Source organism: Paracoccus shanxieyensis (assembly GCF_009711265.1).
Classification (GTDB): domain Bacteria; phylum Pseudomonadota; class Alphaproteobacteria; order Rhodobacterales; family Rhodobacteraceae; genus Paracoccus; species Paracoccus shanxieyensis.
The window spans coordinates 39,638-65,121 of record NZ_WMII01000019.1 but is presented as its reverse complement, the minus strand read 5'-3'; the positions used below and the strand labels follow the sequence as shown (position 1 = coordinate 65,121).

28 protein-coding genes and 1 pseudogene are annotated in these 25,484 nt (G+C 62.2%); 8 read left to right on the top strand and 21 right to left on the bottom strand.

Going from position 1 to position 25,484, the window contains the following annotated elements; all coding sequences use genetic code 11:
* The first annotated feature begins 69 nt into the window (after positions 1–69).
* Both GL284_RS17105 and GL284_RS17100 read left to right on the top strand, forming a co-directional pair.
* Entirely contained in the window at positions 70–510 is a 441-nt protein-coding gene (locus GL284_RS17105; protein ID WP_155045818.1) for a recombinase family protein, read from the top strand.
* Positions 511–526: 16 nt separating this feature from the next.
* Positions 527–3,496, top strand: coding sequence for a Tn3 family transposase (locus tag GL284_RS17100; protein WP_003501156.1), 2,970 nt, complete (start codon positions 527–529; stop codon positions 3,494–3,496).
* Positions 3,497–3,502: 6 nt separating this feature from the next.
* On the opposite strand, the gene phnF (GL284_RS17095) is transcribed toward GL284_RS17100, so the two are convergent.
* Both phnF (GL284_RS17095) and GL284_RS17090 read right to left on the bottom strand, forming a co-directional pair.
* Entirely contained in the window at positions 3,503–4,279 is a 777-nt protein-coding gene (phnF, locus tag GL284_RS17095) for a phosphonate metabolism transcriptional regulator PhnF (RefSeq protein WP_131390031.1), read from the bottom strand.
* 13 nt (positions 4,280–4,292) lie between these two features.
* Positions 4,293–5,459 carry an alpha-D-ribose 1-methylphosphonate 5-triphosphate diphosphatase gene (locus tag GL284_RS17090; protein ID WP_024899095.1) on the bottom strand — a complete coding sequence of 389 codons (1,167 nt, stop codon included), beginning with the start codon at positions 5,457–5,459 and terminating at the stop codon, positions 4,293–4,295.
* Positions 5,460–5,577: 118 nt separating this feature from the next.
* Between GL284_RS17090 and GL284_RS17085 the strand changes: the two genes are divergently transcribed.
* The 3 genes from GL284_RS17085 (at position 5,578) to phnE (GL284_RS17075) (ending at position 8,045) form a co-directional block, all read left to right on the top strand.
* Complete coding sequence (locus tag GL284_RS17085) at positions 5,578–6,435, top strand: PhnD/SsuA/transferrin family substrate-binding protein (protein WP_155045815.1); 858 nt, start codon at positions 5,578–5,580, stop codon at positions 6,433–6,435.
* A 79-nt stretch (positions 6,436–6,514) separates the two neighbouring features.
* Complete coding sequence (locus tag GL284_RS17080; protein ID WP_131390035.1) at positions 6,515–7,261, top strand: phosphonate ABC transporter ATP-binding protein; 747 nt, start codon at positions 6,515–6,517, stop codon at positions 7,259–7,261.
* The gene (phnE, locus tag GL284_RS17075) at positions 7,254–8,045 is read left to right on the top strand and encodes a phosphonate ABC transporter, permease protein PhnE (protein WP_155045814.1); all 792 of its coding nucleotides are present in this window, start codon (positions 7,254–7,256) and stop codon (positions 8,043–8,045) included. Before GL284_RS17080 ends, phnE (GL284_RS17075) begins: the two co-directional genes overlap by 8 nt.
* Before the next feature lie 399 nt (positions 8,046–8,444).
* On the opposite strand, the gene GL284_RS17065 is transcribed toward phnE (GL284_RS17075), so the two are convergent.
* From GL284_RS17065 to phnC, 5 genes and pseudogenes are all read right to left on the bottom strand, one after another.
* Complete coding sequence (locus GL284_RS17065) at positions 8,445–9,119, bottom strand: DapH/DapD/GlmU-related protein (RefSeq protein ID WP_107327987.1); 675 nt, start codon at positions 9,117–9,119, stop codon at positions 8,445–8,447.
* Positions 9,116–9,976, bottom strand: coding sequence for a phosphonate ABC transporter, permease protein PhnE (gene phnE, locus GL284_RS17060; protein ID WP_024899731.1), 861 nt, complete (start codon positions 9,974–9,976; stop codon positions 9,116–9,118). The genes GL284_RS17065 and phnE (GL284_RS17060) overlap by 4 nt, the downstream gene beginning before the upstream one ends.
* Positions 9,976–10,902 (bottom strand): phosphonate ABC transporter, permease protein PhnE, encoded by a 927-nt coding sequence (gene phnE, locus GL284_RS17055; protein ID WP_024899730.1) that lies wholly within the window; start codon positions 10,900–10,902, stop codon positions 9,976–9,978. The genes phnE (GL284_RS17060) and phnE (GL284_RS17055) overlap by 1 nt, the downstream gene beginning before the upstream one ends.
* 64 nt (positions 10,903–10,966) lie before the next feature.
* Positions 10,967–11,869 (bottom strand): annotated as a pseudogene (phnD, locus tag GL284_RS17050) (phosphonate ABC transporter substrate-binding protein).
* 21 nt (positions 11,870–11,890) lie between these two features.
* Positions 11,891–12,697 carry a phosphonate ABC transporter ATP-binding protein gene (gene phnC / locus GL284_RS17045; protein WP_024899728.1) on the bottom strand — a complete coding sequence of 269 codons (807 nt, stop codon included), beginning with the start codon at positions 12,695–12,697 and terminating at the stop codon, positions 11,891–11,893.
* Positions 12,698–12,760: 63 nt separating this feature from the next.
* On the opposite strand from phnC, the gene tnpA reads away from it, so the two are divergent.
* Genes tnpA through tnpC form a run of 3 tightly spaced genes read left to right on the top strand, consistent with a single transcriptional unit; the run spans position 12,761 to position 15,058 of the window.
* Entirely contained in the window at positions 12,761–13,156 is a 396-nt protein-coding gene (gene tnpA / locus GL284_RS17040; RefSeq protein ID WP_035746776.1) for an IS66-like element accessory protein TnpA, read from the top strand.
* A complete protein-coding gene (gene tnpB / locus GL284_RS17035) occupies positions 13,153–13,500 on the top strand; it encodes an IS66 family insertion sequence element accessory protein TnpB (protein ID WP_035746778.1) in 348 nt (115 codons plus the stop codon). Before tnpA ends, tnpB begins: the two co-directional genes overlap by 4 nt.
* Positions 13,501–13,558: 58 nt before the next feature.
* Positions 13,559–15,058 (top strand): IS66 family transposase, encoded by a 1,500-nt coding sequence (tnpC, locus tag GL284_RS17030; RefSeq protein WP_035746780.1) that lies wholly within the window; start codon positions 13,559–13,561, stop codon positions 15,056–15,058.
* Positions 15,059–15,250: 192 nt separating this feature from the next.
* Here the strand turns inward: tnpC and GL284_RS17025 are convergent, their stop codons facing one another.
* The 14 genes from GL284_RS17025 to GL284_RS16960 all read right to left on the bottom strand — a co-directional run bounded on the left by GL284_RS17025 (position 15,251) and on the right by GL284_RS16960 (position 25,438).
* Positions 15,251–16,420, bottom strand: coding sequence for an alpha-D-ribose 1-methylphosphonate 5-triphosphate diphosphatase (locus tag GL284_RS17025; RefSeq protein WP_155045812.1), 1,170 nt, complete (start codon positions 16,418–16,420; stop codon positions 15,251–15,253).
* Positions 16,407–17,114, bottom strand: a complete 708-nt coding sequence (locus GL284_RS17020) for a phosphonate C-P lyase system protein PhnL (RefSeq protein WP_024899723.1) — start codon at positions 17,112–17,114, stop codon at positions 16,407–16,409. The genes GL284_RS17025 and GL284_RS17020 overlap by 14 nt, the downstream gene beginning before the upstream one ends.
* 7 nt (positions 17,115–17,121) lie before the next feature.
* On the bottom strand, positions 17,122–17,937 hold the full coding sequence (locus GL284_RS17015) for an ATP-binding cassette domain-containing protein (RefSeq protein ID WP_036568190.1): 816 nt from the start codon (positions 17,935–17,937) through the stop codon (positions 17,122–17,124).
* Complete coding sequence (locus GL284_RS17010) at positions 17,934–18,848, bottom strand: alpha-D-ribose 1-methylphosphonate 5-phosphate C-P-lyase PhnJ (protein ID WP_131390041.1); 915 nt, start codon at positions 18,846–18,848, stop codon at positions 17,934–17,936. The genes GL284_RS17015 and GL284_RS17010 overlap by 4 nt, the downstream gene beginning before the upstream one ends.
* Positions 18,845–19,930, bottom strand: coding sequence for a carbon-phosphorus lyase complex subunit PhnI (locus GL284_RS17005; protein ID WP_131390043.1), 1,086 nt, complete (start codon positions 19,928–19,930; stop codon positions 18,845–18,847). Before GL284_RS17005 ends, GL284_RS17010 begins: the two co-directional genes overlap by 4 nt.
* Complete coding sequence (gene phnH / locus GL284_RS17000; protein ID WP_036568189.1) at positions 19,930–20,487, bottom strand: phosphonate C-P lyase system protein PhnH; 558 nt, start codon at positions 20,485–20,487, stop codon at positions 19,930–19,932. The genes GL284_RS17005 and phnH overlap by 1 nt, the downstream gene beginning before the upstream one ends.
* Positions 20,487–20,942, bottom strand: a complete 456-nt coding sequence (gene phnG / locus GL284_RS16995) for a phosphonate C-P lyase system protein PhnG (protein ID WP_107328120.1) — start codon at positions 20,940–20,942, stop codon at positions 20,487–20,489. Before phnG ends, phnH begins: the two co-directional genes overlap by 1 nt.
* Positions 20,939–21,685: a phosphonate metabolism transcriptional regulator PhnF gene (phnF, locus tag GL284_RS16990; protein ID WP_024899717.1), complete on the bottom strand. Its 747-nt coding sequence runs from the start codon at positions 21,683–21,685 to the stop codon at positions 20,939–20,941. The genes phnG and phnF (GL284_RS16990) overlap by 4 nt, the downstream gene beginning before the upstream one ends.
* Before the next feature lie 355 nt (positions 21,686–22,040).
* Positions 22,041–23,186 (bottom strand): site-specific integrase, encoded by a 1,146-nt coding sequence (locus GL284_RS16985; RefSeq protein ID WP_131390111.1) that lies wholly within the window; start codon positions 23,184–23,186, stop codon positions 22,041–22,043.
* The gene (locus tag GL284_RS16980) at positions 23,176–23,595 is read right to left on the bottom strand and encodes a type II toxin-antitoxin system VapC family toxin (protein WP_131390045.1); all 420 of its coding nucleotides are present in this window, start codon (positions 23,593–23,595) and stop codon (positions 23,176–23,178) included. Before GL284_RS16980 ends, GL284_RS16985 begins: the two co-directional genes overlap by 11 nt.
* Positions 23,595–23,834: a type II toxin-antitoxin system Phd/YefM family antitoxin gene (locus tag GL284_RS16975; RefSeq protein WP_131390112.1), complete on the bottom strand. Its 240-nt coding sequence runs from the start codon at positions 23,832–23,834 to the stop codon at positions 23,595–23,597. The genes GL284_RS16980 and GL284_RS16975 overlap by 1 nt, the downstream gene beginning before the upstream one ends.
* Before the next feature lie 260 nt (positions 23,835–24,094).
* Positions 24,095–24,739 (bottom strand): DUF6904 family protein, encoded by a 645-nt coding sequence (locus GL284_RS16970; RefSeq protein WP_155045811.1) that lies wholly within the window; start codon positions 24,737–24,739, stop codon positions 24,095–24,097.
* Positions 24,740–24,776: 37 nt separating this feature from the next.
* On the bottom strand, positions 24,777–25,199 hold the full coding sequence (locus tag GL284_RS16965; RefSeq protein WP_131390049.1) for a type II toxin-antitoxin system VapC family toxin: 423 nt from the start codon (positions 25,197–25,199) through the stop codon (positions 24,777–24,779).
* A complete protein-coding gene (locus tag GL284_RS16960) occupies positions 25,196–25,438 on the bottom strand; it encodes a type II toxin-antitoxin system Phd/YefM family antitoxin (RefSeq protein WP_230383150.1) in 243 nt (80 codons plus the stop codon). The genes GL284_RS16965 and GL284_RS16960 overlap by 4 nt, the downstream gene beginning before the upstream one ends.
* Between the last annotated feature and the right edge of the window lie 46 nt (positions 25,439–25,484).

Here is a 25,484-nt window from a genome sequence, read left to right as displayed (position 1 = left end):
AATACATCAACGGCTTCTATAACCCGCGCCGTCGGCACTCAGCATTGGGAGGCAAAAGCCCCTTGGCCTTTGAACGCCACGTGGCCTAAACGAGCACTCGGAGCGGCACAAATACGCGACAGGTCCACCCACTTGATCCGCATCGTCGAGGATTTGAAGGAACGTGGTGTCGCCTTCCGATCTCTCACGGAGGCGATCGACACCACGAATTCGCACGGCGCGTTTCTGTTCAACCTGTTCGGCTCGCTTGCAGAATACGAGAGAGTGCTGATCACCGAGCGGGTCAATGCCGGCCTGGCGGCGGCTCGCCGACGTGGCCGTAAGGGCGGGAGACCTCCAACGATCGATGCGGAAAAGGTCGAGCAGGTTCTAGCTGCTTTGGAAGCTGGCGCCAGCAAGGCGTCCGTGTGCCGGACGTTCAAGGTGGCGCGCTCGACCTTGATCGACACGTTGAAGCGGACTGGATGGACAGGCCCCGGCAAGACCGGCACGCCCGAAACCGTAGTTTGACGAGTGACCGTGGCTGATGGCGTTTCTCGATGAGCAATCGCGTGCCGTTTTATTCGAACCACCCGAAGCTTATGAAGATGCGCAAGCGCGCTATGCACTGACTTCCGAGGATATTGTCTTCGTCAAGGAGCATCGCCGGTCGCATAATCGGCTTGGCTTTGCGATCCAACTCGCACTGGTGCGTGATCTGGGCCGTCTGCTGCGAATAGGCGAAGTTCCACCTCAGGCGGTTGTCTCTGTTGTCGCCGACCAGCTGGGCATCGACCCTGCAGTGTTCGAGTTCTACGCCCAGCGCGACGAAACGCGCCGGGAACACGCGCGCGAGATCGTCTCTGCACTGGAGCTTCAGCCTGTCCGGACGAGTGACTATCGCGAGTTGATAACGGCGGCGGCACGCGAGGCGGCGGCCACTGAACAAGGTGCGCCGATCGCCAAGGCCGTGATCGAAGCCTTGAAGGAACGAAAGTTGCTCGTTCCTATGCCGGAGCTGCTGATCCGTCTGGCACTGGCCGGCCGGGCGGCGGCGCGTCGACAAGCCTATCGCGAATTGATCCGGGATCTGGAGCAGCCTTCGATCGAGGCGCTTGATCAGCTCCTCGCTGAGCGGGCCGGCGATCGGAGCCACCTTGGCTGGATTGCGGAAGCACCTGAAGGGGCGAAGCTGAAGAACCTCAAAGGCTTGATCGCCCGCCTCGAGGTATTGCGCTCAGCCGCCATTCCCGACGACCGTCGCAAGACGATCCATGCCAATCGCTACGGCATCATCGCCAGGGATGCACGCATTCTGCATGCCCGGGAGATACGACGCCTGACATCCGAACGTCGCTACGCCACGCTGGCCGCCTTCGTCATCGAGAGACAGGCGTCGATCACCGACCTGACGATCGACATGTTCTGCAAAATGATTGGGAGCAACCGCCGCAAGGCCGAGATCAGCCGCACGGAACGCCGGCTAAAAGAGGCCGAGGTTCTTGATGGGGTGGCGCTTGAGCATCTCAAGCTCGGCGAGGCGCTTCTGGCCGCTCGTGCGAGCAAAACCGATCTTGCATCGGCGATCGCAGCCTCCCTCGGCTGGGACGGATTGGTCGCCAGCATGGCGGCAGCCAGATCTGTCGTCCACCCTGATCGCAGTAACGAATTCGACGAGCTCATCAAGCGGCACAAATCGTTGCGCAAGCTGGGCAGACTGATGTTCCGCACGTTCTCGTTCCGGTCGTTTCGTGCTGATGATCCGATCCTTGTAGCAGTGGACCATCTGCGCGCGCTCTATGGCGGCCGGAAATTGCCGGCGCAGGTGCCGCTCGCCTTTCTGACCCGCAAATGGCGACGCTGCGTGCGCCCGAACAGTGCCGATATCGACCTGCGCGCCTGGGAAGTGGCGGTCCTCGTTCACCTGCGAGAGCGTCTGAGGGCCGGTGACATCTGGGTCGAAGGCAGCCGGGCATGGCGCAGTTTCGAGGATTATCTTCTGCCTCGGCCGATCTTCGAGCTGATGCGCGCCGAGGGGCGGCTCGGGCTCGCACTCCCCGACAGCTTTGCCGAATGGCGAGCAGAACGGACCGCCACGCTCGATGCGAAGCTGAAAGAGCTGGCAAAGGCGGCGGCTGCCAATGCTATTCCGGATGCAGCGATTTCCGACAAGGGCCTGTCGATCTCGCCGATCCGCGAGGAGGAGCGCGACAGCATCGTCGCGCTCAGCCGCCGACTATATGTTCTGGTGCCACGGATCAGGATCACCAGCCTGCTTGCCGAGGTGCAAAGCTGGACCAAATTCCTCGACAGCTTCACGCATTATCGTACCGGTGAGACGGCAAACGACGAGGCAGCGCTGATGGCAGCGATCCTTGCCGACGCCACCAATGCCGGAGCCGAACGTATGGCGGAAAGCTCACGCGGCGTCACGATCCACCAGATGATGCTGATGGTGGACAGGCATATGCGATCGGAAACCTACGCCACGGCGACCGCCGTGCTGGTCGATGCGCAGCAGGCCCATCCCTTTGCCGCGATCTGGGGTGACGGCCATATCTCCTCCTCGGACGGACAGTTCTTTCCGGCTGGCGGGCGTGGCGAAGCCAGCCTCGACTACAATGCAAAATACGGCAAGCGACCGGGGGCGTCGATCTATGGCTTCCTGTCCAACCGTTTTGCTTCCTTCTTCTCCCGCATGATCCAGGCATCCGAGGGCGAAGCCCCCTACGTTCTCGACGGCCTCCTTCACAACGAAAGCTCCGTCGAAATCTATGAGCACGCAACCGATACCGCTGGCGCCACCGAAACGACGTTCTCCATGTTCCACGCCTTTGGCTACAGGCTCATTCCCCGTATCCGCAATCTCGGCAATCGCAGGCTCTTTGTCATTGATCGCGATCCGGCTTACGAACCGCTCGACGCGCTGATCGCTGGAACCGTCAACATGGATGTCGTCGAGCACCACTGGGATGAGGTCTTGCGGCTGAAGGCTTCGATCGCTGCAGGTTTGGTGCCGCCTTCCGTCATCCTCAAGAAGCTGGCAGCGTCGCCGCGACAAAACCGGCTGAACCAGGCCCTGCGCGAAATGGGCCGGATAGAACGCTCGATCTTCATCTGCGACTGGCTGCTCGATACGAAACTGCGCCGCAGATCGCATGCGATCCTCAACAAGGGTGAAAGCCGTCATGCTCTCGCACGCGCCATCTTCCTCCACCAGCTCGGCGAATTGCGCAACCGCGTCGCCGAAACCATGGCTTACCGCGCGTCCGGTCTTAACCTCGTCGTCAACGCCATCATCCTGTGGAACACTGTCTATCTCAGCCGTGCTGTCGATTATATCAGCAGTCAGGGTATTATCATTCCGGACGAGCTGCTCTCCCAGGTCGCACCACTACCATGGGCGCATATCGCGCTCACCGGCGACTACCTCTGGAACGAAATTGACCGACCCCTCGAACGCTTCAGGCCAATCCGGGCTAACCGCTTCAATCCAAACAACTTCAAATTCCCTTAGCGTGTATTAATGTAGAAATGCCCACGGAGCCCCGAACTCGACGGACATGAGGGGCCAGCAGCCTGAGGTCCACTCGATTGTGCGGCCATTGCCGTCCTCGTTGCGGGCGTTCAGGTGAAACACCGGCGTTCCTGGCGTCAGTCGCAGGTTGTCAGCCTCGTCCGCCGACGAGAAGCCGCCGCTAATCCGGGTCTCGACCCTCCGGAAGGCGGCGATACCATGGGCGCGGAAGACATCCGTCACCGACTGGCGTTCGGCATAGAGCGCCTCAAAATCGGGAAACCGATCGGCGGGAAAGTGCTTGTCGTTCACATAGACCGGCTGGTCGCCGAGCAACCGCAGACGCCGTAGGTGGATGATGCCTGCGCCCTCGGCAATGCGCAACCGAGCTGCGAGTTCGGCAGTCGCCAGCTCGCGCCGCACAAAGCGTGTATCGGTGGTGATGGGTGCGCTGTGGGTCTCGATATTCTCACGGAACGGATGGCCATCGCGGACGGAGAAGATTGCCGGCGGGCTGCGCACGAAGATGCCAACACCCTTGCGCGCCGTCAGGTGCCCCTCGTTCTGCAACTGCTGCAGGGCCTGGCGCAGCGTGATGCGGGTGACGCCGAGGCTTGCTGCGAGATGCGTTTCTCCGGGCAACTGGCTGCCTGGCCTCAAGGTTCCGCCTTCGATCAGGCCAAGGATATGGTCGCGGATCTGCTGCCAGATCGGCATGTCGCTACGCGGGCCGAAGACCAGTCCGTCGAAGGCGGCGAGAGGGATTTCAGGCGTGTCGAGCATGATGGTTTCCGGTTCAGGCGGCAGCCGAGGCTATCGCGCGTTCGGTCTCTATCAGAGTCTGTGCCGAATAGACGAGCCGACCGCCGACGAAGGTTGCCATTACCTTCGGGTGGCGCATGTCCTTGGCATCCACGAGGATGAGGTCGGCGCGTTTTCCCTCTTCAAGCCGTCCCCGGTCTGACAGGCCGGCGGCGGCGGCGGCATTGGCCGACACGAGGTGCCAGACCTTGGCGAAGCCAGCATCGTCAGGGGATGCCAGCCGGAAGGCTGCATGCAGTGGGGACGGATAGTGGTAGTCGGAGGCGAGCACGCTGCAGAGCCCGTCGCGAACCGCTGTCGTTGCGTCGAGTGCGCCATTGTGGCTGCCACCGCGCACGACGTTGGGGGCGCCAAGAATGACATGTTCGCCGGCGGCGCGGGCTTCGGCAGCCGTCTCCAGCGTTAGCGGAAACTCCGAAGACACGGCCCCCAGTGCCCGGAAATGTCGGCGCTCTTCGGGAGACGCCTCGTCATGGGCGAGGAGTACGTTGCCGTTGTCGCGTGCTGCTGCCGCGAGCTTTTCGATGGCACCGGCCACATCTTTGCGCCGTGCCCAGACGTCGTCGAGTAGCGCCATGTAATCATTACGCGACAAGCCGGAGCGCTCGGCCATCTGGCCGATCTTGCGGGCGATCGCCCCCTTCAGCACCGAACCCGTCGTATGGTCGTTCAGGGCCACGAGCGGCTTCGGATCGAGCAACAGCCATTCGATCACCTGCGACAGCGCATCGAGCGCGAAGGTCTCCCAGCGCAGGTGCAGGCGGGTATCGCAGGCCAGATGCGGGCGTGCAGCGGCAAGTGCGGTGACGAAGTCGCCAGCGGCCTGCAGCGAACGAAGGCCGGGCTCCCAGGACACCGTTACGCCGTGAAAGGCTGTGGTGATGCCGTTGGTCACCAGTTGTCGGTCAGTGTCGCGCAGTGCCAAGCCGACGTCGAAGCGCACGCCCGGTCGCGGCATGATCTGCCGCTCGAAGCCGTCACCATGGATATCGACAATCCCCGGCAGGACGAGCAGGCCTGCGGCGTCGATCTCGCGCCCACCATTGCCCCTGTCCGACAGCATGCCGCCCTCGACGAAGAGGTCAGTGTGTTTGAGTCTCTCGGTGCCCAGAACGGTGCCGTTGCGGATGGTCCAGTTCATCGCGTCTCTCCGTTTTGTTTTTCGCCCTGGGGCCGGAAAACTGTCACGTGCCCGTCACGTCTGGTCGCTAGGGATAGTCGCAGAAGATGCTCCTGTCTATACAGCAAAGGAAGATATCATGATCCGCTCCCTTCTCGGAGCCTGTGCAATCTCTCTGGTCTCCCTCGCGCCGGCCGCGGCCGAGAGTGTCAAATTCGCCGTCACCGACATCGAGGGCATGGAAGCCCTGCAGCAGGAATTCGGCGGCTTTCAAAAAGCGCTTGAGCAGGCCTCCGGTCTGGAAATCGAGCTCTTTCCGGTCAGTTCGCGCACCTCTGCCGTCGAAGCTCTGAATTCCGGACAGGTCGACCTCGTCCTCACCGGCCCGGCCGAATACGTCGTCATAAAGGAACTTGCACAGCCGCAGATCGTCGTCGCCTGGCAGCGTCCGGACTACTTCGCCCAGATCGCCGTCTTGGCCAATGGTCCAATCCGCTCGATCGAGGATCTCAAGGGCAAGAAGGTATCCTTCAGCTCGGTCGGATCCACCTCCCAGCATCTCGGTCCGGCCCAGGCACTGTCTGATTTCGGCCTCAAATACAATGAAGACTACGAGCCTGTGATCCTCGCCAGCAACGTTGCCGCCGAAGCGCTGATCCGTGGCGACATCGCCGCCATCAGCCTAAATTTCGGCAACCTTGCCTCCGTCCGCGAAGCCTTCCCGGATGTCGCTTTTGCCGTGGTTGCCCGTGGCCGTGACCTGCCGAACGACATCCTAGTTGCCCGTAAGGACCTGGCCGAGGAAACCGTCGCAAAGATCCGTACGGCCTTCGTCGAAAAGGGCACAGACATCATGGCCGCCGTTCTCCAGGGCGAAGACAACCAGAAATTCAAGGGTGGCTTCTTCCTGACCGACGTCAAGGACAGCGACTACGACTACGTCCGCTCGATGTATCGGACGATTGGCGTCGATACGTTCAACGACTTCGTCAACTGAGCGGGCCCAACCCGATCCTGCCATCGGGCCGGCGCCACCAGCGCCGGCTCCACGCCATATCCGCAGAAAGAATACCGCGATGGACGTTATCAGCACGCAGGGCCTGAAGAAGGGTTATGCCAACGGAAAGCCGGTGTTTTCCGGTGTCGACATCCGCATCCGAAGCGGGGAGCGCGTGGCGCTGGTCGGCGCCAACGGTGTGGGCAAGTCGACACTGCTCAAGTGCCTGATCGGCCACACGCCGTTCTGCGATGGTGAGATCTCGACACTCGGCGAAGCCTTCCGCAGTGCGCCGAGCGGTCCGCAGCTCAAGCGCATGCGCCAGCAGATCGGCTTCGTCTTCCAGCACCACGGCCTCGTGCGTCGGCAGTCGGTGCTGACCAATGTCGTTCACGGCAAGCTTGGCCTTCCCGGCACCTGGCGCGCCTGGCACCAGGCGATCGCCGAACGCGAATGCCGGGAAGAGGCGATGGACGCGCTTGATCAGGTGAAGCTCTCCCACAAGGCGACCGCACGCGCCGACGAACTCTCCGGCGGTCAGGCGCAGCGCGTCGCGATCGCCCGCGCCTTGGTGCGCAAGCCCAGGCTGATGATCGCCGACGAGCCGGCTGCCAGCCTCGATCCGACGGCGGGTCGCGACGTGATGGCGCTGTTTTCTGATCTCGTCCGGGAACGGGGCATAACGCTGGTCTATACGACCCACGACATGGAGCATGCGCTGAGCTTTGCCGACCGGATCGTGGCGTTGAAGGCCGGCCACGTGCATTTCGACCTTCCGGTGGCCGAAGTCGACCGCAAACGCCTGGAGGGCGTGTTTCATGCGTGAGGTCGCACCCGCCCGTTTTTTCCGCGCCTCGCCGTTTGTTTTTGCCATCCTCGTCGCTCTTGGTGCGCTGCTCGTCGTCTCGGCCACGCAGGTGGCGCCAACGCCGAGCCAGCTTCTGAACGGTGCGCCACGGATGGCGAACCTGATTGAGCGCATGCTGCCGCCGAGCTTTGAACCCGGTTTTCTGATGCGCGTCACCTGGCGCACGATTGAGACGGTGCAGATCGCCTTCGTCGGCACCGTCATCGGCGTGCTGCTCAGTCTGCCGATCGCCTGGCTCGCTTCGCGCACGCTGTCGCCGATCGGGCCCTTCCGACACGTCTTCAAGGTAATGATCTCGCTCTTCCGCACCGTGCCGGACATGGTCTGGGCGCTGCTCTTCGTCGCCTCCATCGGGCTTGGCGCGGTGGCCGGCACCATGACCATCATCATCGACACGATCGGCTTCTGCGGTCGCTTCTTCGCCGAAGCGATCGAGGATGCTGACAAGGAGCCGCAGGAGGCTCTGTTCTCCGCCGGTGCGGGACGTTTTTCTGTGCTCTCCGGCGCCGTCGTGCCCGATATCATGCCGTCCTTGATCAACACTTCGCAGTTCGCGCTTGAAAAGGCGGTCCGCTCGTCGGTGGTGCTCGGCCTCGTAGGTGCCGGCGGCATCGGCCAGGAACTGAAAGTCGCCTTCGACCTTTTCCAGTACCGCAACGCCTCGACCATCATCCTCGTGATCTTCGTGATCGTTCTGGTGATGGAGCTTGCGACCGACCGGCTGCGGCAGAAGGCGCAATGAGGCGGCCGGCATGCACCTCATAAAGTGCCTTCAGATAATCTCACCAGTCCTTGAAGCATAACGCGAACGCTTTCGTTGGCAGAGTCGATGGGAGCGGACAGTCTTGTGTCGGCCCCGATCCGGTCACCACTAGGCTTGGAGCCAATGTCCGCTTGGTGCACAGGCGACGTGACGCCGCCACTGAGCATATGGTTCCGCTGCCTGAGGCGGCGAAGTCAGAAAAGCCGGCGAATGAGCTGGACGGAATTCGAGCCCTTGACCGCACGCTTCGAACTGCCAGTCCCACGTATAGCTCGAACTTGGGAGAAGGCCAGGAGGTGACGCGGTTTACTCTCGGGAAGAGCCGGGTGCGGGAAATCCGCCCGCTCGGATCTGTGAGGGAGAAGCTGAATGGCATAGCTACTCGACCATGAACAAGGCCTCGGCTTCCGTGGTTTGGGTCGATATGGTTGGCGCGAATGTGTCCCGGCGATATCTGTCGATGAAGGCATTGATCGAGAGTGTGCGGATGTCAGGAAGGCGGCCGCGCAGCGTGTCGTGGTGCCAGTCCCACCAAGCGATATCGAGCAGTGCTGCGGCCTGCTCCTCGTTGAAGCGTCGCTTGATTGCCCTTGCGGGAACACCACCGACGATTGTGTAAGGTTCGACATCCTTCGAGACGACCGCACCGGCGCCGATCACCGCGCCGGTGCCGATCGTCACGCCGGCAAGTACCGTGACGCCGTGGCCGATCCACACGTCGTGGCCGATGGTCACCCAGTGATCCTTGCGCCATTGGAAGAACTCGGTGTCGTCTTCGCCCAGCCCGTATTGTGCTGCACGGTAGGTGAAATGGTGCTGGCTCGCGCGCCAGGTGGCGTGGTTGCCCGGGTTAATGCGCGCACCTTCGGCAATCGAGCAGAACTTGCCGATGGTCGACCATACGACGTTGCCGCCCTTGACGATGTAGGAATAGTCACCGAACTGACTTTCCCGCATGCTGACATGGGCCTGGATCTCGGTCCATTTGCCGAGTTCGCAGCCGACGACCGTCGCCGTTTCATGGATGGTCGGAGCTTCCGACAGCATTTTCATTTCGCGTGTTCCCATTTGCCGATGAACCGCTCGCGGATTGCGCCGGAGAGGGCGTCGATGACATAGACCATGGCGATGATCAGGAAGATGATCGACCAAGCCTCGTCCCATCGATAGGCGCCGATGCGGTCGGAGAGGATGAAGCCGATGCCGCCGGCGCCGACAATGCCGAGAATGGTACCTGAGCGGACATTGGATTCGAAGTTGTAGAGGGTGATTGAAAGAAGCACCGGCCAGACCTGCGGCAGCATCCCGAAGCGGATGGCCTGGGAGCGAGACCCTCCGGAGGCAACAACGCCCTCGACGGGCTTCTTGGAGATGTTCTCGATCGCCTCGGCGTAGAGCTTGGCAAGAACACCGATTTCGCCCACCGCGATCGCGAGCACTCCGGGAAGCGGGCCGAGGCCGAAGGCGCGGATGAAGACGAGCGCCAGGATCAGCGTCTCGAAGGCGCGTATGATGTCAAAGCCTCGCCGAACGCCGAAGCGGAAGAAGGCGAACCGGTTGATGTTTTTGGCGCCGAGAAAGGAGAGCGGAAAGGCAACCACGGCGCCAAGCAGCGTCCCGAGAAAGGCCATGGCGAGCGTTTCGCCGAGGCCCGTCAGGATATCGCTTACCTGATCCCATTCCGTCCAGATATGGGGTGGGAACATGAAGGAGAGAACGCGCCCGAGGCGGCTAAGACCGTTGATGATGCGTTCTGGCGTGAAGCCGAAATCATAGAGGCACCAGGCAAACAGCGCGGTAAAGCCGAGCATCAAACCCCAGCGCTTCAGCCGCATCTCCATGGACGGACGGAAGGCGAGCGGCATGGACTGGCGCAGCGCCAAGATTTCCGCGCGGGTAACGGTTGTCATCAGTGGATCCTTTCCATGCCGATGATCCGGTGGCGCAGCTTTTCCGAGCCCCAGTCGATCACAAAGACTGTGACGAAGACGATGATGAAGAGCGCCGACAAATCGGTGTATTCCTGCAACGATACGGCAGTGCGAAGCTCCTGACCCAGGCCGCCGGCGCCGACATAGCCGATGATCGAGGACGAACGCACATTGATCTCGAAACGCAGCAGCGTGTAGCTGATGATGTTCGGCAGGATCTGCGGCACCGCGCCATAGCGTATCTGGTCAGCCCTGCTGCCGCCCGCCGATTTGACGCCCTCCAGCGGGCGCATGTCGATGTTCTCGTTCACTTCCGAATAGAGCTTGCCGAGCGCCCCGCAGGTATGGAGCGCGATCGCCAACACGCCCGCCATCGGGCCGACCCCGAAACAGAAGACGAAGATCAGCGCGAATACCAGTTCCGGCACCGTACGGGCAATTTCGAGATAGCGGCGCGACAGCCAGAGCATCCACCTGCTGGGTGAGAGGTTGCGCGCCGCCGGGAAGGACATGACGAAGCCGCCGGCCACCCCAAGGGCGGTCGCCATAAAGGCAATGAGCACGGTTTCGAGGAGGAGCCAGCCCCAGACCTTCCACCGCCAGAACCACGCGGCGAGGTCTGCACCAAGCGTTTCCGACGACAGCTGAGGAACGGTCTTGGCAAGGTATTCGCCGAGCCGTGGCAAGCCTGCGAGCAGGATCCAGCGTTCGGCTCTGCTGCCGTCAGACAGCGTGATCTGGCTGACTTTGAGGAGATTGGAGAAATCGGCTGTCACAACAAAGGCGATCAGCAGAGCCGCCGTCACGACGAGGAAGGTCAGCCGCCCGCGGGCGCGGTGGCGGGCATAGGCGCGTTCGAAATCCAGCACCGCCTGGGAAGGGGCTGCGGCAGGGGCGAAGGTCATGACGTTTCCCTGTAAAAAAGGGGCGATCCCTGTCGAGATCGCCCCGTCTGCGTTTCGCTCGGGATCAGCTCTTGCGCTGGGCCTTCAGCCAGGCGCGCATGTCGACGATCCACTGGTAGCGGTCATGGTCAACTTCGACGTAGCCCTTGGCCGTCGAGTTTTCGGCGCCGGTCATTTCCTTGAAGGCTGCCGGATCGGCTGTCGGCACGTTCTTCACGGCATCCTTCATGGCGCTGACCATTTCTGCCGGCAGGTTCCTGCGGGCGGTGAAGGGGCCGGACGTGATCTCGGGCGACTCCCAGATCCAGCAGACTTCGCCGGCCTTGATCATGCCCTTGGAGACCATGCGCTGGGGAATGCCGCTCTTCTCGTTGTTGATATAGGTGGCGGCTGCATCAAACTGGCCGTTGACGACGCCTTGAACGCCGGCCTCGTGGCTGCCGGAGAATGGCGTTGCCGAGAAATAGGTCGAGGGCTCGAAGCCCTGCTGCACGAGGTTTTAGTTCGGAACGGCATAGCCGCTGGTGGAATCCGGATCGGCAAAGGCCAACACCTTGCCCTTAAGGTCCTCGATCTTCTTATAGGGGCTGTCGCAGCGCACCGTAATGACCGAGAAATAGCCGGTAGAATCGTCTTCCTGAACCGCGGTCAGCAGTGGAACGACGCCGCCGTCGGTCTCGGTATAGGCGGCTGCATAGGCCGAGGAGCCGAGGAAGGCGAATTCGATCTGGTCAGCGGCGAGTGCCTGGACGACGCCGTCGTAGTTGCCAGCGGTGAAGAGCTCGACGTCGATGCCGAGGGTCTTTTCAAGATAGGCCTCAAAAGGCTTGTAACGAGCAACACGATCCTTCTCGTTCTCGCCGGACAAAACGCCGAAGCGAACGACCTTGTAGTCGGACTTCCAGTCGGCAGCGATGGTCGGCAGGGCAAAAAGCGTGAGGAGGGCTGTGGCGGCGATGAGACGCATTGGTATTCTCCCAGAGGTTGATCAGGCCGGAACCGCCGACCGGATGGAGGTCGAGGTGATGGATTCGTTGAACTCGGTGAGGCCGGAACTGCCGTAGATGTCGCGAACGACCTCGTCGGTGAGGTTGCGGGCGCTGCCGTCAAACATGACGAGGCCGGAGCGCATGGCGACGATGCGGTCACAATAGGCGCGCGCCGTGTCGAGCGTGTGCAGGTTGACGATAACGGTGATGCCGTCCTCGATGTTGATGGTGCGCAGCGCCTCCATGACGCGCATGGCGTTGCCGGGGTCGAGGCTGGCGATCGGTTCGTCGGCAAGCAGGATACGCGGCTCCTGCAGGAGTGCGCGGGCGATGGCAACGCGCTGTTGCTGACCGCCTGAAAGCGTGCCGGCGCGCTGCAGGGCCTGCGGGGCGAGATCGAGCCGGTCGAGCGCACGGATCGCCAATGCACGTTCGGCGTCGGAAAAGCGCATCGCCATGGAGCTCGCGAAACCATGCGAGGAGATGCGGCCGACCAGCACGTTGGTCAGCACGTCGAGCCGCTCGATCAGATTGAATTGCTGAAATATCATCGCGCATTCGCGACGCCACTGGCGCAGCGCTCGTCCGTTGAGCGACGTGATCTGGCGCTCGCCGAAATGGACGCTGCCGTCCGTCGGGTCGATCAGCCGGTTGATTAGGCGCAGAAGCGTGGACTTGCCGGCACCCGAGCGGCCAATGACGCCTACAAACTCTCCGGCGGCGATGTCGAGACTGACACCGTCGACGGCTCTGGTCGGGCCGAAGCTGCGGCCGAGATTGCGAAGGGAGAGCGTGTTCTTTTCCATGAAGCGATCATGGAGGTAACCGTCCGGTCTAACCGCTCTGCCGCGGTGTGAGAGTGCGGGATAGTGTCCACCATTGATAGTGGACACTGTGGTGATGACGTGGCGCGTCGGACGAAGCGGCTTTGGACGGATGAGGAGAAGCGGTCGATCTGCTTCCAGACGGCGGCGCCGGGGGTATCGGTCGCCCAGGTGGCGCGGCGCTACGCGGTGAATGCGAACTTGATCTTCAAGTGGCTGCGCGATCGCCGTTACGCGCCGGACCCCGCCTCGGCTCTTCCCCCGTCAGAGGAGGCGCGCTTTCTGCCTGTGGAGATTGTCGCGGAGACCAGGTCTGCCCGGGCAACACCTGCCGCCGACAACCACATCGAGATCGAATTGGCGGGCGGGCACCGGATGCGCATCAGCGGGAGCTATGATCCCGAGGCTCTGGCGCGGCTGATCCGGGGCGTGACGGCGTGATCCCGGTTCCGGCGAACACGCGGGTCTGGCTGGCGGCGGGCGCCACCGACATGCGCAAGGGGTTCACGGCACTGGCGGCGCAGGCCGAGGCGGTGCTGAAGCAGGACCCGTTCGCCGGGCATCTGTTCGTCTTCCGTGGCCGTCGGGGCGATCTGGTGAAGGTGATCTGGTGGGATGGCCAAGGCGCGTGCATGTTCATGAAGCGGCTGGAGAAGGGTCGGTTCGTCTGGCCCTCGGCCAAGGAGGGCAAGGTGGCTTTGTCGCCTGCGCAACTGTCGATGCTGCTGGAAGGCATCGACTGGCGGGCACCGGAACGGACGTGGCGGCCTCTGGCGGCGGGATAGTCCACGGCGCCTGCAATCAGTGATTCCCACAAGTAATACAGTGGGATAAACTTTCCGCATGCTCACCCAGGCCCTGACATTGCCGGAAGACCCCGAGGAGCTGCGCAGCTTCACCGCGCGGCTTCTGGCCGAGGTGAAGGCCCAGGCGATCCTGATCGAGAAGCTCCGGCATCAGCTGGCCGGGCACCGGGCGCACCGGTTTGGTGCGTCGTCCGAGACGGCGGAACAGTTGCAGCTGGCCCTTGAGACCAGCGAGATCGCCGCCGCCGCGATGACCGCGCGGATGAAGCTGCCGGACATCGAGGAGAAGGACAAACCCAAGCGTCGTCCGATCCCGGACCACATCCCGCGAATGGAGGTGGAGCTGACACCGAGCACAGATGCCTGTGCCGATTGCGGCGGGCGCCTGCGCCGGATCGGGGAAGATGTGACGGAAGAGCTGGAATACGTTCCCGGGCGGTTCATCGTGAACCGGCTTGTCCGCCCTCGGCTGACCTGCTCGTGCTGTGAACGCTTCGTGCAGTCCCCACTGCCCTCGCGCCCGATCGAGCGCGGTCGCCCGGGGCCGGGCCTCCTCGCCCATGTCTTGGTGAGCAAGTATGCCGACCACCTTCCGCTCTACCGCCAGAGCCAGATCTTCGAGCGCGAAGGTCTCGACCTGGACCGGTCCACCCTGGCCGACTGGGTGGGCAAGAGCACGGCCCTGTTGGAGCCGCTGGCCGACGCCATCGGGCGCCATGTCTTCTCAGCCGAGGCGATCTTCGCCGACGACACGCCGATCAGCATGCTGGCGCCCGGCACCGGCAAGACCCAGACCGCCCGGCTCTGGACCTATGCGCGCGACGAACGCCCTTGGGGCGGGCAGGCCCCACCGGCGGCATGGTATCGCTTCTCCGGTGACCGCAAGGGCCAGCATCCCAAGGACCACCTCGCCCGCTTCCGCGGCTGGATGCACGCCGACGGTTATGCCGGGTTCGAGGATCTCTACCGCTCCGGCACCATCCGCGAGGTCGCCTGCATGGCCCATGTCCGGCGAAAGTTCGTCGATATCCATCGGTCGCAGGGCTCTCCGATCGCCGGAGAGGCCATCGGCCGGATCGCACAGCTCTACGCCGTCGAGAAAGAAGCCCGAGGGTCGCCGCCAGACCGCCGCACGGAACTCCGCAAAGCTCACGCCGCCCCGGTCTTCGACGATCTGCAGCGATGGCTGGCCATGAGACTGACGGAAATCTCGGGCAAATCCCCGCTCGCGGCCGCCATCCGCTATGCCCTGACCCGAATGGACCGCCTGCGCCCCTACCTCGACCACGGCATCCTGGAGTTGGACAACAACACCGCCGAACGCGGCATGCGCGCCATCGCCCTCGGGCGGAAGAACTACCTCTTCGTCGGCTCCGAGGCGGGCGGCAACGCCGCTGCCATCGCCTACACCCTGATCGAAACGGCCAAGCTCAACGCCGTCGATCCCCACGCCTGGCTCGCTGACACTCTCGCCCGCATTCCCGACTACAAGATCACCAAGGTCGATGACCTGATGCCGTGGCGCTGGAACGGATAGCGGTCACGCCGGACGGTTACGTTTGGAATGCCTCTGTGACAGCGACATATCATCCGAATGAATTTAAATTGGAGGATTTGCGACAGTTCTGTAGCAGCCTCAGCGGCGCTCCAAGCCCTGTAGACAAGGGCAAAAGAGAAACGGGCCGCGCAATGCACGGCCCGTCTCACAGTGATAGGCTCCCTCGCGATCTTACGCTGCGCGGGCTAAAGTGAGCGAACCGTCGGAATAGATTTTGCGGCCGCCCCGGAAGACGCAGCGGACATGGCCGATGCCGTTGTCGTCGGCGACAAGGAGGTCGGCTTTTTTTCCGACTGCGATCTCGCCGCGATCGGAAAGCCCGAGCGCCTGGGCTGGATTGGACGTCGCCAGCCGGCAGGCACCGGAAAGTCCGTGCTTGTCGGTTTTTGACAGTTCCAGCACCGCCGGCAGGATGGCCGAGGGATGATAATCGGCGGCCAGGATATCCAGCAGTCCGGCGGCATGAGCGTCGCGCGCCGAAAGATTGCCTGAATAGGACTGTCCGCGCAGCGCGTTTGGCGCGCCCATGGCGTTCATCAGGCCGAGCCTCTTCGCCTCGGCGGCGGCCTCGAGGGTGACCGGGAACTCGCTGATCAGGACGCCAAGCGAGTGCATCAACTGCACCTTGGCCACGGTGTCGTCGTCGTGGCTGGCGATCACCACACCATGGGCATGGCAGGCTTTGGAGATCGCATCCAGCGTATGCGTCATTACGTCGGCAGGCTGGGTGCGTTCCTCGATGCGCCGCGCGATCGACTGTGCGGCCTCTTCGAGGCTCGTGCCCTTGTCGCGGGCGAGCCTTTCGACGTGGCGCTCCACATTGCGATACTTACCCTGTCCCGGCGTATGATCGTTGAGCGAGATCAGATCTACGGAACCCTCGGCGATCAGCTCCTCGATCACGGCAAGCGCCTTGGGGAAGGTGATTTCGAAGCGGGCATGGACTTTGTGATCGACCAATAGCTGGTCGCGCATGGTCTTGATAGCGCGAATGACGCTGCTGGTGTGCTCGTAGCTGCGCAGGTGCCCGTAGGTCGAAGCCGGGCTAAAGGATAGCGCGGCATAGGCGGTCGTGACGCCGGAAACAGCAAGACGGCGGTCGAGATCGCGCAGACCGAGCTCAAGCGGCATGCGCACATTCGGCCGTGGTTCCACCTCGCGTTCCACCATGTCGCCGTGCATGTCGATGAAGCCCGGCATAAGGATCAGGCCTTGCGCCGACATATCGGCATTGGCGACGGGTTTTTCCGAGATTTCGGCGATCATTCCGTCCTCGATGCGCACCGCAGCGTTCGGCAGCATGCGGTCTAGCAGCACCACCCGGCAATCAGAGATCCACATTGGCAAGTTCCTCAAAAGCATGAAGTTCGATTTCCCGGTCGATGAGACCCGCTACATCGCCCGGGTGGTGAAAGACGCCGATCATGGCGACACCCTGCGCCTTGAGGTCGGCGAGACGGTCGACCAGCGCCTTTCGGGCGCCGGCATCGAGGGAGGCCGTGGGCTCATCGAGCAGCAACAGCCGCTGCGGCAGGATGAGCGCTCGTGCGAGGTTCACCTTCTGCTGTTCGCCGCCGGAAAAGGTGGTGGGATAGGCTTTCCAGAGATTGCGCTTGACGCCGAAGGCCTCCAGCCAGCGCCGCGCCTCGACGAGCGCTTCTTCGTGCTGCATGCCCGCTTGGCGCAAGGGTTCGGCAACGATATCCTCGGCAGGAACCCGCGGACGGGCGATCAGGAATTGCGTGACGAAACCGATCTCACGCCGGCGCAGAAACGCGATATCGACATCGGCTGCCCTGGCAAGGTCGATGCGGCCTTCAGCCGTGTGATACCAGATCTGGCCCGCGCGTGGAAGGTAGCTGCGATAGAGGGTGCGCAGAAGCGTCGATTTTCCGACGCCGTTCGGGCCCCTCAAAAGCAGGAATTCGCCTGGTTTCAGTGTGAAACCAATATCGGAATATGCGTGAAGGTTCTGGTCGAGATGGTGCATGTGGAAGGTTTTCGAGAGGCCTTCCACCTCCAGGACGGGCTGCATGGCGGCCTCACAATTTGGCGTGAACGAGTTGCTGGGTGTATGCGTGCTGGGGATCCTGGAAGATCTGGTCGACCAGGCCTTCCTCGACCACGCGACCGCGCCGCATGACCATGACCCGGTCGGCCATGGTACGGATCACGCCGAGATCGTGGCTGACGATGACCATTGTGATCGCTCGGTCCCGCTGCAGCCGCTTCAAGGTGTCAAGCACCAGTGCCTGTACCGAGACGTCGAGGCCTGTGGTCGGCTCGTCGAGCAGGAGCAGTGCCGGTTCGAGGGCGATCGCCTTGGCGAGCTGCACCCGCTGCTGCATGCCGCCGGACAGTTCGATCGGACGCGCATCCATGCGCTCCAAAGGGAATTCCGAAGCGTCGAGCGCCTCTCGCGCCTTTGAGCGCAGTTCGGCGAAACTCCGCTCGCCGGCGATGAGCAGACGCTCGGCCACGTTGCCGGAGCTGGTATGCCCCATCAGGAGCCCGAGATGCGGGTTCTGATAGACAATACCGATCTGGCGCGCGCAAAGCATACGGCGAGCGAAGCGGTCGAGATCGAACAGGTTGCCATCGAGCTCCGGCAGGGCCAGGCGATAGTCACCGCTGTCGGGCGTGTCCTCAAGGTTCATCATCCTCAAAAGGGTGGACTTGCCCGAGCCGCTTTCGCCGACGATGCCGAGCACTTCGCCCGGATAGACGGTCGCGGACACGTCCTGAAGAGCGACCACGCTGCCGAAGCGTTTGCTGACGTCGGTCATCGTCAGAAGCGGCGGGGTCGTCATCAGTTGCGGGGCATTCAGCCGCCGCGCAGCCAGATTTTCTCCGATCATGGGCGGAATGCTCCGTGCTCGTACCAGGTTTCGCCCTGCTTGACGTCCAGCCCCTCGGCACGGCGAATAGCCTTGATGCCAAGATTGCTGTCAGACAGCTCGAATTGTGAGCCGCCGTCGTCCTGTGGGATCTCGTTCATGAAATAACCTCTGACGCCTGAGCGGTGGCAGGTGAGGTCGGCATGGTCCTCGACCTTGTAGGGCACGTCGGAGAAGACCAGCGGCTCGACCCGCGTGAAGGGCGGCACGGCATACAGGCGCTTCTCTCGCCCGGCCGAAAGAAAGGTGAGGTGCTTTGCCATGTCGAGCTTTGGCACGTCCCAGCGCGGGATCGGCGACGGTGTCATGACATGGCGACCATTGACGAGGGAAGGGTAGGACGCGCCCTGCATGATGCGGCCCGAATGCACGATCTGCTCATAGAGCGTCAGCCACAGCCGGCCGTAATCGGCGTCGGCATGCATCTGGCGGGCGATCGACATGTTGGGCTCGACCGGGCGCAGCGGTTCGGGATTTGGCACCTGCAGCACGAGGATCTGATCCTCGCGCAGCTTTTCCTCAGGGATACGGTGCCGGCTCTGAATGATCGTTGCCTCCTGCGTGTCCCAGGTCTCACCGGCGCCGGATACGCGCGAAAGGAATCGGCGGATCGAGGCGGCGTTGACGCTGTCGTCGGCGCCCTGGTCGATCACCTTGATCACGGAGGAGGGCTTGATCAGGGTCAGCGTCACTTGCAGGCCGCCGGTGCCCCAGCCGCGCGCAATCGGCACCTCGCGGCTGGTATAGGGCATCTGGCAGCCGGGCACGGCGATCGCCTTCAGCATCTTGCGGCGCAGCTCGCGCTTGGCCGAGGCATCAAGGAAGCCGTAGCTGAAGGCTTCCCATGGCTTTGTGAGTGCGGAAAGGCTCATGCCGGCTCCTTCACGGGCTTATGTGTGTTCGTTACGTCGCTGGCAGGGGCCGCCGTCTTCTTCGCGTCGCGCAAGGCGTCGAGCGAAGACTGGAAGGTGACGTAGTGCGGCAGCTTGAAATGGATGCAGAAACCCGAGGCTTCTACGGGTTCGGTGTGGTAGAGGAAGAATTCCTCGTTGACGGGTGAATTCTTATCCGCCGCTGCCGAATTCAGATCCAGCGTCGCGCCAGCGATGGTCTTGATTTCGTTCCAGCCGAGTGTCGCGCAGAAGCCGAGCGGAAGCTGGCCGCCTTTTCCTTTGCTCGTGACTTCCGCCTGCGAGACGCGGACGCGACCAGCCGAGAAAACCGTGCCCGCGGGATGGCGCACACGCACCTCCGCTTCTGCAAGTCGCAGTTCGTTGACGGTCGGATGCGCGTTGCCATAGCCGCGCATCGCCGAATAGCCGAGTGCCAGCACACCGCCAGTGTCGGCGCGAGCCAGGCTTTGCAGCGTATGGGCGCGCTTGGCCGGAAAGAGAAGCGGCTCGCGGGTGAGGTCTGGAATGTCTTCAAGGGCGACTTCGTCGGCGGCGACGTCGGCGACCAGTCCCTGCGCCTTCTGCCAGGCGGCAAGCGACGGCTGGCGTGCCGGAGCAGGTTTTGCCGCGGGTTCAACCGGGGCCGGCATGAAGGGTTGGCCTTCCAGCACGCCGGTCGCCAGCAGACGGTGCGAATAGTCGAGCGTCGGGCCGAGCACCTGACCGCCGGGAATATCCTTGAAGACAGCAGAAATGCGGCGGTGCGTGAACAGGCTTTCCTGCGTCACCGGTTCGGCGATCGCAAGGCGCGGTTGGGTGGTCCGCCAGGCACGCAGAAGGAGCACCGCCTCGTATAGGTCGCCGCCGGCCTGGGCGAGCGCAAGTGCTGCCAGATCACGGTCGTAGAGCGAGGCCTCGCCCATCACGCGATCGATCAGGTAAGGCAGACTGTCGCGGACGTCCGCGACACGCTCCATGTCAATCGTCCCCATTTCTGCGCGGTAGAGCCGCTCAGACTGTTCAATGGCACGTTCACCGCCTCGAGTTGCCACATAGGCCATCAGAGCACCTCCACCGTGGTTGAGCGTGGCAGACCGACAACGCGGTCTCCATCGATGAAGAAGAGTTCGAACCCGGTCGGGTAGAGGCAACGCGTCGCGCGAAGCGTCCAAACATCAGGCCTGAGGCCGCCGAGGCGGATATCCTTATAAGTTTCGATGCCGGGGCCGCGCAGGCGAAGCCCTTGTCCCTCGCCAATCCTCGCCCCTGAAAACACCGTCGCGCCGTCATCGGGATAGAGATGCGAGCCCGCAGGCACGACGGCCAGATCGCGAATGCCCGCCTCCGCTTCGAGATCGAGGAAGGCGTGGTCAGCGTCGCGCGCGCCGCTAATCGCCGCTCCGGTCGAGGCGATCAGCGGCAGGAGCGTCTTGTGGCCCGAAAAGACCCGGCATTCGCGGTCAACCAGCGTTTCGACGATGGCTTCCAGGCCCAGCTGCGGCAGTGATTGCACTGTGCCGGGGCGAGCGAGCGCCCACATCAGGGCATCGTAGGTGGCATTGTGAAGCCGCTCCAGGTCGTTTGGAACGGGGACAGCAATCAGGGCGGAGGCATTCATCAGAAGGTCTCCATGTCTACGCGGGTCGCCTCGACCGCGCGAAGGCGTTCGGTGTCGACTGCCACGATCGTCAAGGCCTCATCTTCCACGAAGTTGCTGACGCGCGCGGCAAGGGTTTCGATCGATCCGGCGGCGTCCACGATCGCCATTGCCATGGCGCGCTCGAGGTCGCGGCCGACGATCATGCCATAGCCTTCAGTGCCGTTGGACTGGAGCCGGATATGCGCCTCTGCCACCAACACCTCGCCGAGATGAAAATCTGTGCCCTTTACTGTGTCGCGCATCGGCAGCATCGCGAGCCCTGTGCGGCTCTGGATGACGTCGATCGCGCCGAGCGGTGGAAGAAGCTCTTCCGCGAAGGCCTTCAGCGCGGCTGCATCGGCGCGCGCAAGGGTTTCGAGCCGGCGGGCGTGGTCTTCGCCTGGCGCACCGGCATGCTGGAACTGTGTTGTCATGGGGTCTTGCCTTCCTCGCCCACGAAGGGGTCATCGAGACTGTCGAAAGAAAACTGGACACGGTCGCCCGCCCAGACCGCCTCGGAGTAACCCAGCGCCGTACCCTTGGCATCGACGTCGATTTTGGTGACGATCATAACGGGATGATCCGGATGTTGCCGCAGCAGCCTGGATTCCTCCGGCTCGGCGCGGCGGGTGAAGATGGTGGTGCTCTTGCGGAAATAGTCCGTGACCCCGTGGTCACGATAGATCTCGGTCACGGAAACGCCGGCCTCGCGGCGCGCGCCTAGATCGGGAAAGAGCGCGACCGGATGAAAGGCGATGCCGAGATTGATCGGCATGTCGTCGGCCAGGCCGCGCCTCATGATCCGGTGGACCTCGGCCCCGCGAGCGATGCGTAGCGCCTCGGCCACACGGTCGGGTGCCGGCACGATCGTGGAGGAAAGATGCTCTCCGTAAGGCTTATAGCCCTGGCCTATCAGGTTCTCGCGGAAACGCGTCCTGCGCCCGATCTGGTAGTTTATCAGCCGGGCCGCCTCGACGAAGGTGCCGCGCCCCTGTTCTACCCTGAGCTTACCCTCGACCGCGAGCGCCGGAACTGCGCGCCGGACCGAGTGGCGACCGACACCGAAGACCTCGCACAGCTCGGGCTCCGTCGGCAACCGGGCGCCGGGAGCAAGTTTGCCGGAGGCAATGTCACCGGCCAGGTGGTCTTTGATGATTTGCCAGGTGTCTCTCTGCATGCGCTATCCATGATTCATTCGAATGAATCATGGATAGCGCATGAGTATGACGTAGCGATGACACGGCCTTGATCCTCAAAACTGCACGGGACCACCACTCCTCGGGCAATGCCAATCTGCAGTTGAGATGTAAGCTGCCTATCGCTGCGGATGCTGTCGTTGCTCATCGTGATGCGCGGTTTGCTTCCGATGGGAACGGCAAAATGGCGCTCTTCTTAACCGTGACAGGACCTTGGCTTGACATGGCGCTGATGGCTTTCGTCGTCGGGACCGTCGGGTCGATCTGAACAGCCCCGGATTTGTCGGAGACTGCTTTGTTTAAGCCATTCAGCCATCGCCAGTTTTCTTGAGCTTTTCAATCCATCAGCCTTGCGGCCCTGCCACTGCGCCTGGTGGCGCTGTTGTAGTATTCAGAAGCTTGCTGGACGGATCTGTGTCGTGATTGCTCCATCGCCTCAGGCAGAGGAATGCCGCGATTGGCCGCTTCCGTGAGATAACCCGACCGCAGGCCGTGGGCTGAGAAGTTGTTCGGATCGAGACCGGCCATTTCGGCCCGCTGTTTGACGATGTCGTTGATGGCCTTCGGATCAAGGGCACGCTGCGAGACATTGCCCCAGCGATCGATCGCCCGGAACACACTGCCGCTTTCGATCCTGGCAAGCGCGAGCCAGGCATTCAGCGCGTCGACGGGCCGACCGGTGAGGTAGACGACCTCATCATTGTCCGCGCCGCTGGTCTTGGTGCGTCCCAGGTGAATGGACAGCGAGGGCAGGGGAGGGGCGCCGTCAAGGTAGATAGGCGCTTCCGTAGCCAGTTGATCCTTACGCAACCCCGCAACTTCGCTGCGACGCCGACCGCCTGAGGCGAAAGCGACCATCAGGATCGCCTTGTCTCTGACATCGCGCAGATTGTCGGTTCGGCATGTGCCAATCAGCTTCGACAGGATATCGCCTGTCACCGCCTTGGCGCTCTTGCGTCGTTTGGGGCGTGGCGTTGCGCGCACTGCAAGCCGGATGGCGGACTTCAGGGCAGGGGAGGAAAACGCACCAACATGCCCACGCCATTTCGTCAGCGTGGACCAGGTGGCGAGCCGCCGGCGCACGGTATCGGGTGCATGCGGTCCGACCGTCCGCAGAAATCCCTGGATCCGGAGCTTGTCGTCGACATCTGCCGGCATCCCGTGTTCCGGATCCGTCAGACGTTTCTCTGCGTCCCACAGGTGGTGCGCGACGAATTTGAGAAGGAGCGCTTCGGGTGCCGGCCAGGGAAGGGAGCGGCCTGTCGCCGCCAGCGACCAAGCCTGCAGGTAAGCAAGATCGGAGGTCAGCGCGCGCAGCGTGTTGGCACCCATGCCCTCGTTGACGAGATGGCGAAGGGTCTCGATGTCCTGATCGGTCAGCAGTTCCGCCAGCTCATCCCGTCGGTCCATGGGTAGAACTGCGGCAATTGTGTCGAGTGTCGCTACACGGGCCGCGAGCTCAGCAGGGCGATCAATGCTCATGCTCAGGCGATCCAAACACCGCCACACCTTCTGCACGGGCAGCTTCCGCCAGTCGACGGTCGAGCGTGGCAAGAGGGAGTTGTTCCAGAAGTGCTAGTGCGAGGTAGGCGGCGTCGTAAGCGCTAAGACGGTATTTCCGGGACAAACGCACCACTTCCGTGTCGTCGCCGGGGCCGCTCAGTTGCAATGGTAGGCCGCGAAACCGTGCCAGCGCCGAATGAACAAAATCAGCCGAAATCCGCTCGCGTTTTTCGGCGCTCAGGAGAATGCTGCGGATCTCATGGCGAAGCAGATCAGGGGCAACCGCGTCCTCCTCTATCATGCGGGTCATTGCCAGTTCGGCGGTCGCGTTTTCCTCGTCCGGCAGCAGCCACGCGCCAGCGATCGAAGCATCAACGACAAAGGCCATCAGCGACGCCCTTCCTGCTTCCACTCCTGAATTTCCTCATGGGTGACGGGCCTGGCCTGCATGCGAAGTGCCCGCACCGCTTCAATCGCGGCCAGACGCTGCCGCCGTTCGTCCATGGCCACCAGGCGCGCAACCGGATCATTGCCACGGGCAATAATGAAGTCCTCGCCGGCTTCGACGCGAGCCAGCAGTTCAGACAGATGCGTTTTGGCCTCGGCCACCTTTACGGTAACGGTCATGGCAATTCCTTCGTCACGCTTGCGTTCACGGCACAGACTAGTAGCAATACCAATATTGGTCAATAGGTTGACCATATCACATACGATAAGGGTTACTTATCGGAGGTGAGCCATCGCGGGCACATTTGTGGCTTTTTCTTTCCGATTTCAATTGAAGCGATAAGCGGAAATCCTGCCCTTGGTTTTCAAGCTTGCGGTTTCAACAGAGAGCAGGGGAGGGGCGTCTATCCGGGTGATATCACTATTGATGAGCCCGTGATCTACCACCGAGGATCCGGCCATTCGGCATTTTCCCAGCCCGCGAATTCTGTCGGAGAGATCAGGTTCTTTTCGCCGTTCTCCAATCGCATAGCGTAGAAGCGGTCATACATCGGATCGAAACTCGAAAGGAGCTGCGCAAAGCCGGCCTTCCGCTGCGCCTTCGTCCATGAGCAAAAGATTGCCCCTCGACTGTCGATCATGTCGAACACTTCAGACTGTGCCGGATCAAGGCGCTGCCAGAGATCGATGATATGCCCCGCCTGCGCACCAAAATCCTCGCGCAACGCATCTTCGATGACGGCCTCCAATGCGTAGGCTATGGTTTGGGTCTTGGCAGTATGATTGAGGAACGCGAGAGATTGCCTCAGCAGCCTTTGCTGCAACATAAGGACGGGCCAGAGGATCTGGACACCATATCGGACGCCGATTTCTTCAATATGTTTTGGCGGCTGAATAACCTCGCGCTGCCGCTCATATGCTTTGCGCACATCGTAGGCCAACCCAAGGAACGAGCCTTCCTTGTCTTTCACAATCGGCGAGCGCTCATTCACGTCATGGACGACTTCATGCAGCCAGGTCAGGGACGTGTAGTCCCCGACGAGCAGGATCCCGGCGTGATTTTTGAGCAAGCTGTAGGAGAGCACCGAGACCAATCCTTTCAATCGACAAACAAGAGCCTGATCAGTCCACCCATGGGTCAATGATGTCTATTCCAAAGCCCTCGAAATCCTTGATGTTGCGCGTCGCAAGGGTCAACTGGTGAGCGATGGCTGTGGCGGCAATCAGACCATCCATCGAGGCAAGCCCCCGACCACTTCGCTTGGCAAGTGCCATGAGATCGCCCCAGGCCAAGGCGACATGCCCTTCCACCGGAATAATCCTGCTTTCGAAGCGTTGAGGCAGATCATGCGCGAGCCATTCGTTCAGGGCATCGCGTTTTCGCCCAGCATCCATCAGCGCGACACCGCGGCGAATTTCAGCGATCGACACGATGCTGATGAACGTACGGTCTTCGTCCAGCCCGTGAAGCCACTTAAGAACCGCTTCATCCGGGCGAGGTTTCGTAACTTCCGACAGAACGTTCGTATCGAGGAGCAGCCTCATAACGACAAGTCACGTGGCTCGTCGTGCTGCCGTTCAAGATCCAGATCCGCGCCGCGCAGAGGCGATGCCAACAGAAATTCCGCGAGCGATCCCCTACGCCCAGTTTTCCGCTGCCACTCTTCTGCGGAAACGACGACCACGCTCGGCTTTCCGTTGCGGGTAATTGTCTGAGGCGCCAATTGCGCACGTTCCATAACTTCCGAGAGCTTTGCCTTCGCGCCAGCGACCGTCCAGCTCATATCTTCGTGCGTTGATGCTTGCATCGTCTCACCTATAACCAAAATG

Coding starts and splice junctions, on each gene's coding strand:
- phnE (WP_024899731.1), bottom strand. CDS start 9,976: ATGACAACCGTTACCCGCGCGGAAATCTTGGCGCTGCGCCAGTCCATG.
- GL284_RS17080 (WP_131390035.1), top strand. CDS start 6,515: ATGGACGTTATCAGCACGCAGGGCCTGAAGAAGGGTTATGCCAACGGA.
- GL284_RS17020 (WP_024899723.1), bottom strand. CDS start 17,114: ATGCAGCCCGTCCTGGAGGTGGAAGGCCTCTCGAAAACCTTCCACATG.
- phnE (WP_155045814.1), top strand. CDS start 7,254: ATGCGTGAGGTCGCACCCGCCCGTTTTTTCCGCGCCTCGCCGTTTGTT.
- GL284_RS17100 (WP_003501156.1), top strand. CDS start 527: ATGGCGTTTCTCGATGAGCAATCGCGTGCCGTTTTATTCGAACCACCC.
- GL284_RS17010 (WP_131390041.1), bottom strand. CDS start 18,848: ATGAGCCTTTCCGCACTCACAAAGCCATGGGAAGCCTTCAGCTACGGC.
- GL284_RS16965 (WP_131390049.1), bottom strand. CDS start 25,199: ATGAGGCTGCTCCTCGATACGAACGTTCTGTCGGAAGTTACGAAACCT.
- phnF (WP_024899717.1), bottom strand. CDS start 21,685: ATGCAGAGAGACACCTGGCAAATCATCAAAGACCACCTGGCCGGTGAC.
- GL284_RS16985 (WP_131390111.1), bottom strand. CDS start 23,186: ATGAGCATTGATCGCCCTGCTGAGCTCGCGGCCCGTGTAGCGACACTC.
- GL284_RS17090 (WP_024899095.1), bottom strand. CDS start 5,459: ATGAACTGGACCATCCGCAACGGCACCGTTCTGGGCACCGAGAGACTC.
- GL284_RS17085 (WP_155045815.1), top strand. CDS start 5,578: ATGATCCGCTCCCTTCTCGGAGCCTGTGCAATCTCTCTGGTCTCCCTC.
- GL284_RS17015 (WP_036568190.1), bottom strand. CDS start 17,937: ATGATCGGAGAAAATCTGGCTGCGCGGCGGCTGAATGCCCCGCAACTG.
- tnpC (WP_035746780.1), top strand. CDS start 13,559: ATGCTCACCCAGGCCCTGACATTGCCGGAAGACCCCGAGGAGCTGCGC.
- GL284_RS17065 (WP_107327987.1), bottom strand. CDS start 9,119: ATGAAAATGCTGTCGGAAGCTCCGACCATCCATGAAACGGCGACGGTC.
- phnH (WP_036568189.1), bottom strand. CDS start 20,487: ATGAATGCCTCCGCCCTGATTGCTGTCCCCGTTCCAAACGACCTGGAG.
- phnC (WP_024899728.1), bottom strand. CDS start 12,697: ATGGAAAAGAACACGCTCTCCCTTCGCAATCTCGGCCGCAGCTTCGGC.
- GL284_RS16960 (WP_230383150.1), bottom strand. CDS start 25,438: ATGAGCTGGACGGTCGCTGGCGCGAAGGCAAAGCTCTCGGAAGTTATG.
- GL284_RS16980 (WP_131390045.1), bottom strand. CDS start 23,595: ATGGCCTTTGTCGTTGATGCTTCGATCGCTGGCGCGTGGCTGCTGCCG.
- GL284_RS16975 (WP_131390112.1), bottom strand. CDS start 23,834: ATGACCGTTACCGTAAAGGTGGCCGAGGCCAAAACGCATCTGTCTGAA.
- phnE (WP_024899730.1), bottom strand. CDS start 10,902: ATGACCTTCGCCCCTGCCGCAGCCCCTTCCCAGGCGGTGCTGGATTTC.
- GL284_RS17025 (WP_155045812.1), bottom strand. CDS start 16,420: ATGTGGATCTCTGATTGCCGGGTGGTGCTGCTAGACCGCATGCTGCCG.
- phnF (WP_131390031.1), bottom strand. CDS start 4,279: ATGCTCGACACGCCTGAAATCCCTCTCGCCGCCTTCGACGGACTGGTC.
- GL284_RS17005 (WP_131390043.1), bottom strand. CDS start 19,930: ATGGCCTATGTGGCAACTCGAGGCGGTGAACGTGCCATTGAACAGTCT.
- phnG (WP_107328120.1), bottom strand. CDS start 20,942: ATGACAACACAGTTCCAGCATGCCGGTGCGCCAGGCGAAGACCACGCC.